Raw genomic sequence first — 7,326 nt, 5'->3', positions numbered from 1 at the left:
ATCTGGGCGGTGCAGATGATCTGGATCCCCCTGTTCGCCGCCGGCGTGATCAACGGCATCGGCCATTACTGGGGCTACCGCAACTTCGAATGCGCGGACGCCTCGCGCAACGTGCTGCCCTGGGGCGTGCTGATCGGCGGCGAAGAGCTGCACAACAACCACCACACCTACCCCAATTCCGCCAAGCTCTCGATCCGCCGCTTTGAGTTCGACATGGGCTGGGCGTGGATTCGCCTGTTCGAGATGCTGGGCGTGGCGAAAGTGAAGAAAGTGGCGCCCAAGCCGGTGGTCGACCGCGACAACGCCAAACCCACCGTGGATCTGGATACCCTGCGCGCGGTCTTCCAGCACCGCTTCCAGGTGATGGCCCAGTACCGCCGCGCCGTGATCAAGCCCGTGTTCGAACAGGAAAAAGCCCGCGCCTGCGAAGCCACCCAGGGCTTCTACAGCCGCGCCCGGACGCTGCTGTACCGCGATCAGCGGTTCTTCAAGAGCCGCCACAAGCATCGTCTGGCCAATCTCACGGAGCACAACCAGACCCTGGCCACCATCTACGAGTACCGGCTGCGTCTGCAGTCGATCTGGAGCCAGACCAGCCGCAACTCCTCCGAGATGCTGGAGTCCCTGGCCCAGTGGTGCCGGGACGCGGAAGAATCCGGCATCCACGCGCTGCAGGATTTCGTGGCCACACTGAAAGGGTATCGGGTACAACCGGCCCAAGCCTGACGTCGCGGGCTGGCAACCCAGCCCGATAAGCACTAGAGTACGCCTCCCTCGCGGCCTGCAATTGCAGGCCGCTTTGTTTTTACGGCTTTTCCCGCGCCGGCGACACCGGCTCCGGGCCTTTTCATTTCAACCCGGGTCACCGCGACCCATCAAAACGCCCTCAGCGGGTTCCTTGCCGCGCCGTCCGCCGGTGGTCGCCATTCGCACCGCCCGGCCTGCCAGCGCGCGTCTGTTTCACTGGGAGACACGTTTGACCGATACCGGCTTTTATCAATTTTCGCCTCTTACCATCCTGTTGCTTCTCGCCGCCTTCTACGGCGGCACCTATCTGTTGACGCTACTGATCAAGAGCGACCGCCAGGGCACCGACGCCTTCATGGTCGCCAACCACCGCGTGGGCTTCGGCATGGGCGCCGCCAGCATGACCGCCACCTGGATCTGGGCCGCCTCCTTCTACGCCGCCGCCACCTCCGGCTATACCTACGGCCTGTCCGGCCCGCTCCATTACGGCCTGTGGGGCGCGCTGATGATTCTGTTCATCTACCCGTTCGGCCAGCGGTTCCGGAAGCTGGCGCCCAACGGCCACACGCTGGGCGAACTGATCCACGCCCGGCACGGTGCTTCCAGCCAGTTGATTCTGGCGTTCTCCAACGTGTTGGGCAGCCTGATCAGCCTGATGGTGAACTTCACCGCCGCCGGCGCGCTGGTATCGGTTCTGTCGCCGCTGTCGTTTCAAACCGGTGTGATCATTGCCGGCATCGGCGTACTCAGCTACACCCTGACCTCCGGCTTCCGCGCTTCGGTGTTCACCGATTTCGCGCAGCTGGTGGCGTTGATGGCCATCGCCGTGGTGATCATCCCCGCGGTGCTGTTCGCCATGGGCGGCCCCGGCACGATCATGGACGGCATGAGCACCCTGACCGCGGAGCAACAGAACCTGTTCTCCATGGACGCCATCCTGAACCAGGGCGCGCCCTACTTCGTCGCCGTGCTGGCCTACGCCATCGGCAACCAGACCATTTCGCAGCGCCTGTTCGCGGTGAACGAGAAGCACATTAAACGCACCTTCGTGACCGCCACCGTGGGCTACGCGGCGATTGTCATCGGGCTGGGCATGATCGGCCTGATGGCGGTCTCCGCCGGCATCGAACCGGTCAACGGCGACATGAACAACCTGATCCCCCAGGTGGTCTCCACCTACCTGCCGCCGGTGTTTATCGCGCTGTTCTTCATCCTGGTGATCGGCTCGCTGTCGTCCACCGCCGACTCTGATCTGTCCGCCCTGTCCGCCATCGTCATGGCCGACGTGTACGGCAAGAACATCGCCAAGGACAACGCCGACCCGAAAAAAATGCTGCTGATCGGCCGCGTCACCATGATCGTCGCCACTGTGTGCGGGCTGGTCTTCGCCAGCTTCGCCTTGGACATTCTGGTCATGCTGGTCTTTGTCGGCGCGCTGTGGGGCGCCATTGTGTTCCCGGTGATCGCCAGCTGCTACTGGAACCGGATCACCAACGCCGCCTTTACCTGGGCCGTGGTGGTCGCGCTGATTATGTTCTGCGTGGCGCGCTTTGATCTGCTGCCGATGCAGGGCTTTACCGCGTTGTTGTTCGAGTTCCTCGCGGCCATCGGCGGTGGCGTGGTGATCGGGCTGATGGCCTTCGGCTTCTTCGGCGTACGCATCGGTGCGATTGCCGGCGTGATCGCCTTCCTGGCCACCGCCTGGTTCGGCTTCCACTTCCTGCGCGACTACACCGTGCTGATGGCGTCACTCACCGCCTACGGCGTCAGCACCCTGGTCTGCGTGGCCATCAGCCTGGCCAGCAACCAGCGGTTCGACTTCGACGAGATCGGCAGACGGGTGAACAACTACGACAACCAGGACCCGGCCGACCTGCCCGAAGGCGCCGCAACCGCTAAGTAATTCACACCAGGCCACGGCGACTGCCGTGGCCGCCAAGGAGTATGAATATGGAAACCTGGATATTCGGCGCTTACATACTCGTCTGGCCGGTGCTCAGCCTGGGCGTTCTGGCCGTGCTGAGCATTTCGGTGGTACGTGATCTGCGTGCCGCCAAGCGGGAAAAGCGCGATTTGATCTGACGATCGATACGCAGCACGGGAAGGCTACACCGCATTTCACGGGCGGCTTGATAGTTCCTCATTAAGTACAGCCATATTGTACTTTTCAGCCTCCTGTTAAACTTGCTTGCAGTTTGATACTGAAGCAGCATGTCCAATATGGCTGAACATACTGCTAGCAAATCAAACCTGCTTACCCGCCTGGTTCCAGGCGGGCTACTGGTCGACGCGGCCTGGCTTGAACAACGTGGTTACTCACGCTCCCTGCGGCACTACTACGTCTCCACGGGCTGGCTTGAGCAACCGGCGCAAGGTCTCTACCGACGCCCCGGGCCCTCCGTGCGCTGGGAACAGGTGGTCGTTTCCTTGCAGTCGCTGCTGGACCGCCCGGTTTCGGTGGGTGGCCGGACCGCCCTGGAACTTCAAGGCTACGCTCACTATCTCCCCCATACGCTCAAGCGTATCCATCTCTACTGGGGTGCACCGGCACCTGGCTGGTTGAATAAGCTTTCCCTGCCCCAGGTCTTCATTTCCCATAACCGAAATCGCTTGTTCTTGGAACTCGATACCACCGAGTCAGGTGCGGATCTCGCAAACTCATCCCGCTCCGCATCGATAAATGGCCTACGTCGTTTACCCTCGGGGGTGGAGGGCCAAGAGATTGTTGCTTCAACAGCGGAACGAGCCTATTTGGAATTGCTTGACGAACTACCCGGCAATGAGAGCTTCGATATCGCCGATCTGTTCATGGAAGGGCTGGCAACACTAAGCCCTCGCCGCTTACAGTGCCTTCTTGAACAAGTGCGAAGCATAAAAGTGAAACGACTTTTTTTCTTTTTTGCGGATCGCCACCAACACCGATGGCTCGCCCACCTGGATAAGAGTCGGATTGATCTCGGCAAGGGCAAACGCATGCTCGTGGCGGGCGGTCACCTCGACAAGCAGTACCAAATCACCGTGCCGAGCAATCTTGAACAAGGATGAACAGTGGCTTTCAAGGATCAATACCTCGCTCAAGTACAGCTATTGGTAAGAGCGCTTCCGTTCGTTGCGGCTGAACCATGCCTGGCCCTGAAAGGCGGCACCGCGATCAATCTCTTTATGAGAGATATGCCACGACTTTCCGTGGACATCGATTTGGCCTACCTCCCGATTCAAGCGCGAAGTAAGTCCCTGAAAGAAATACAGCGGACATTGCGCCGTATTGGACAGAACATCAGAACCAAGATCCCCGGCAGCCAGCTGACGGAGCAAGCACCACCCACCCAAACAACCGTCACCAAGCTCCTGATCAAGCCAGCATAAAGGTCGAGGTCACACCGGTGTTGCGAGGTGCCATTCACCCCCCCAAAGACCATGCCTGTATCCGAACCGGTTGAAGAAGAGTTCGGCTTCGCAGAAGCGCAGCCACTCTCAAAACCAGACCTGTACGCGGGAAAAATCGTCGCTGCACTGGATCGTCAACACCCTCGCGATCTCTTCGACTGCCATATACTTCTTGAGCAGGACGCCATAGATAGCGACTTACGTTCCGCGTTCATTGTATATTTGATTAGCCATAATCATTCGCCCCACTCATTACTCTGTCCAGACAATCGAGATATCCAGCAGAGCTACGAGCGGAGCTTTAGCGGAATGACTGACAAGGAGACCCCTCTCGAAACCCTTTTGGCCACAAGAGAGCGGCTGGTCCATAGCATCAAGAATCAGATGCCTGATGAACACAAAGAGTTCCTAATGTCTTTTTATCGACGGGAACCGAATTGGCCGCTGCTTGGCCTTGACGGTGTCGAGGCGCTCCCTGCCATCCGTTGGCGGGAAAGAACCTTGATAAAGCGGGAAAACGTGATCTGATCTGACTGAACCACAGCGAAGACCCGGAAGAGCGCTGACTAGCAGCCTTCCGGACCGCAGTATTGAAGTAGCTGCACGGCGGGCTGCTCAGCGGCTATGACATTAACCTCAGCTTCACCCAAGCTAATACCTAAGCTTCCCAAAAGAGGCCCCAACAGATACTCGGATAGGGGCTCGACGACACCACTTACCGCCGGTCGTACCAAGTCCAGCGTCAAGTTAAGCAAACTACCTAGTGGCAGACAGGCTATATCCGCGCTCTCTACGTTAATACCGTTCATAAGGTTAGTCACACTTGAACCGAGCACGTCACCCGTGCCCACATCTACCGAGCGAGCTTGAGCCTCGAAGTTATGCAACGGAAGGTCTCTGAATTCCACGATACCGGAAGGTATGTCGTCGCCAGATGCGGAAGATGAAGAAACTTGGATATCGATTAGTCCGGAGCACGAAGGCGGAGGATAACAACAGTCTCCGTATCGGGTCCCAGTTAACGGGCCGGTGTACTGGTGCTGAAAAGAGTCCGCCGGTGGAATCGGGCAGGACCATTCCGCAACACCTGGAAAACATACGGGTTGAGGTTCCTCTGCACCTAGGACAATAAGTTCCACGTCGGTGTACAATTGAAGGGCCGATTTCTCAACCTCGAAAGCATAGTCCACCGCATTCGTACTACCCGCTCCACAAGCTGCCTCCACCAACGTTGCTTTGGTCGCTCCTGTTCTGAGCTCTAACGGCAACTTAAGCGTTAAAGCGCTAAACGAGGGATCCCCGAGTTGCAAAGAAGCATCTAAACGTATGGTTATATCAGCGCCTTCGACCTGCCCAAGCCACCCCAAACCTCTATCTGTTTTGCCTATGCGCGCGGGAGCAACAACGACGCTCGGTGCGTTATCGATTTCCAATTCCAAAGAAAGACTTGTCAAATCCCCTAAACCGAGCCCGCCGAGGAGAGGGTTGACGTCTAACTCTATTATTCCGTTTAAGGGCGGCGTCTCGGCGAGATTGAGAATGAGGCTGCTCAGAACTTCCAAGACCGGCACCCCAGCGCCCTCTGGGACTCCGGTATTGCCCACGACACGAATGATCTCGGAAACCTGTACGTTTGTATTCACACCACTGGAGGCAAGCACATCGTCCACAACCTTTACTGCACCGCCGGTAAGACCTCCGGCGGTGCGCAAGGCACCAACCACGACGTAGGCCGGCACCTCCGACTGTAGAACTTCATCAACCCCCAAACCAGTGCGTGAGGCAACGTAGCTAACTATGTCGCCCAGGTCAGCCACCGTATTTGAAAGTGAAGAAAGCGAAACCGCATCTATAGAAAGATGGTTTCCGCCAAGCACTGCCTCGAAAATCGCGCCAAGAAGGATGGCGTTATTGGTGTCGATGGAGGCGGTATATGACTCCGTGTAAAAGGTCGCAAATGTCTCTTTCTTTACTGCCGTCTGCGCTGACACGGTCACCTTCCCGAGCGAGCTCGGCAAAAGGGCGGAAATAGGCTCCTCGGAGGCGACCCGAACCACTAGCCCATTGCTCTGCATCAAGTCTTCTTCAGAGCGAAAAGAGAGCACTTCGTTATCGTCGCTTTCAATCACCCCCGGTTCGACAATCAACTCGTCATCCGCACCATCAAAACCTTGGGCGCGTGCAGCAGCCAGCGCGCGTGCACGGATATTCCCCATGCTGACAGTCGCCCCCCCGCATGTCTGTGTGCCATCAGCAGCGGCGGTCGCGGCAGCATTTACCTGACTCTGCATTTCCTGGCGCAATGAATACAAGCGCGCACCATCAAGAGCCAGTACACCCAGCAAGATCACGGCGATCATGATAATCGGCGTAATAAAAAGCAGAGCACCACGCTGCCTATTCATTTCAGTCCTCGCCACGAGTCTGCTGACCAAAAGTTTCCGGAATCGGTTGTTTAAAGCTGTCCGCCAGGCGGCGCTGCGTGTCGATGTAGATCGGCACGGAGAGCTCGCTTTTTTCCGCCGGCGGCGAACGCCGCTGCTGTTCCAGCGCGCGCTGGGTAGCGGCGCCCACCTGATGCTCCTGTTCGGTGCCGACCACTTTTCCGGACACGCCGAACTGCGGTCTACCGTCCGCCATGACCGCCAGCGGAATCAACGTAAGTAGAGCCATGACCAGTTTCATAGTTTATCTCCCGAATTGCTCGGCCAGCCGTTCCGCGTAAGCCCGCTCTTCACTGCTCAGGCCGTATTGCTTCTTCATCCATTCCAGCCCACCCCAGTTGTCGGTGAGCAGGTAGGCCACCGCCAGGTTCTGACGTACCGGGCCCTTGCCGTCGCCGAGTTCCATGGCGGTACGCAGCTCATAGGCGGCGTCTTCATAGTCACCGACCATAAGCAGCACATAACCGTAGTCATTGCGCACTTGGGCCGAGGCGGGCGTGCGTTCGCGGGCAATCTCCAGGTGATGAAGCGCTTTCAGCACTTTGTCCTGCTTCAGCAGGACCATGCCCAGACCATGGTGGCTGCGCCCGGTGCCGCAACGGTCTACCAGGCCCTGGAAAATGGTCTCGGCCTTTCCCAGATGGCCAGTGGACGCCTGCAACTGGCCGTAACGCACCCAGTGGTCGACGGTTTCCATAGGCTTGGCTTCCAGCTGCGCCAGTGCCGCGTGGTTGCGCTCCCGGTTCAT

Annotated in this window: 7 protein-coding genes and 1 pseudogene; 5 read left to right on the top strand and 3 right to left on the bottom strand. The window is 58.4% G+C overall.

The features are described 5' to 3' along the window. The 5 genes and pseudogenes from B3520_RS02310 to B3520_RS02290 all read left to right on the top strand — a co-directional run. Window positions 1–726, top strand: a 726-nt coding sequence (locus B3520_RS02310) for a DesA/ISL3 alpha bundle tail domain-containing protein (RefSeq protein ID WP_286875317.1), incomplete at its 5' end; no start/stop codon positions are given. A 250-nt stretch (window positions 727–976) separates the two neighbouring features. After that, a complete protein-coding gene (locus B3520_RS02305; protein WP_286875313.1) occupies window positions 977–2,650 on the top strand; it encodes a sodium:solute symporter family protein in 1,674 nt (557 codons plus the stop codon). A 47-nt stretch (window positions 2,651–2,697) separates the two neighbouring features. Continuing rightward, entirely contained in the window at window positions 2,698–2,829 is a 132-nt protein-coding gene (locus tag B3520_RS02300) for a putative transporter small subunit (protein WP_286875310.1), read from the top strand. Between the two features lie 129 nt (window positions 2,830–2,958). Beyond that, window positions 2,959–3,792, top strand: a complete 834-nt coding sequence (locus B3520_RS02295; RefSeq protein ID WP_286875308.1) for a type IV toxin-antitoxin system AbiEi family antitoxin domain-containing protein — start codon at window positions 2,959–2,961, stop codon at window positions 3,790–3,792. Window positions 3,793–3,795: 3 nt separating this feature from the next. Further along, window positions 3,796–4,662 (top strand): annotated as a pseudogene (locus B3520_RS02290) (nucleotidyl transferase AbiEii/AbiGii toxin family protein). Window positions 4,663–4,700: 38 nt separating this feature from the next. On the opposite strand, the gene B3520_RS02285 reads toward B3520_RS02290, so the two are convergent. From B3520_RS02285 to B3520_RS02275, 3 genes are all read right to left on the bottom strand, one after another. After that, window positions 4,701–6,539 (bottom strand): pilus assembly protein TadG-related protein, encoded by a 1,839-nt coding sequence (locus B3520_RS02285; protein WP_286875305.1) that lies wholly within the window; start codon window positions 6,537–6,539, stop codon window positions 4,701–4,703. 1 nt (window position 6,540) lies between these two features. Continuing rightward, window positions 6,541–6,819: a hypothetical protein gene (locus tag B3520_RS02280; protein WP_286875303.1), complete on the bottom strand. Its 279-nt coding sequence runs from the start codon at window positions 6,817–6,819 to the stop codon at window positions 6,541–6,543. A 3-nt stretch (window positions 6,820–6,822) separates the two neighbouring features. Beyond that, window positions 6,823–7,326 (bottom strand): tetratricopeptide repeat protein (locus B3520_RS02275; RefSeq protein WP_286875300.1); only part of this gene is annotated, 504 nt, incomplete at its 5' end.

This window comes from Marinimicrobium sp. UBA4509 (assembly GCF_002388575.1).
GTDB lineage: Bacteria > Pseudomonadota > Gammaproteobacteria > Pseudomonadales > Cellvibrionaceae > Marinimicrobium > Marinimicrobium koreense.
Note: the sequence above shows the minus strand (reverse complement) of the source record. Positions and strands in the feature narration are given on the sequence as shown.

Coding starts and splice junctions, on each gene's coding strand:
- B3520_RS02295 (WP_286875308.1), top strand. CDS start 2,959: ATGTCCAATATGGCTGAACATACTGCTAGCAAATCAAACCTGCTTACC.
- B3520_RS02300 (WP_286875310.1), top strand. CDS start 2,698: ATGGAAACCTGGATATTCGGCGCTTACATACTCGTCTGGCCGGTGCTC.
- B3520_RS02280 (WP_286875303.1), bottom strand. CDS start 6,819: ATGAAACTGGTCATGGCTCTACTTACGTTGATTCCGCTGGCGGTCATG.
- B3520_RS02285 (WP_286875305.1), bottom strand. CDS start 6,539: ATGAATAGGCAGCGTGGTGCTCTGCTTTTTATTACGCCGATTATCATG.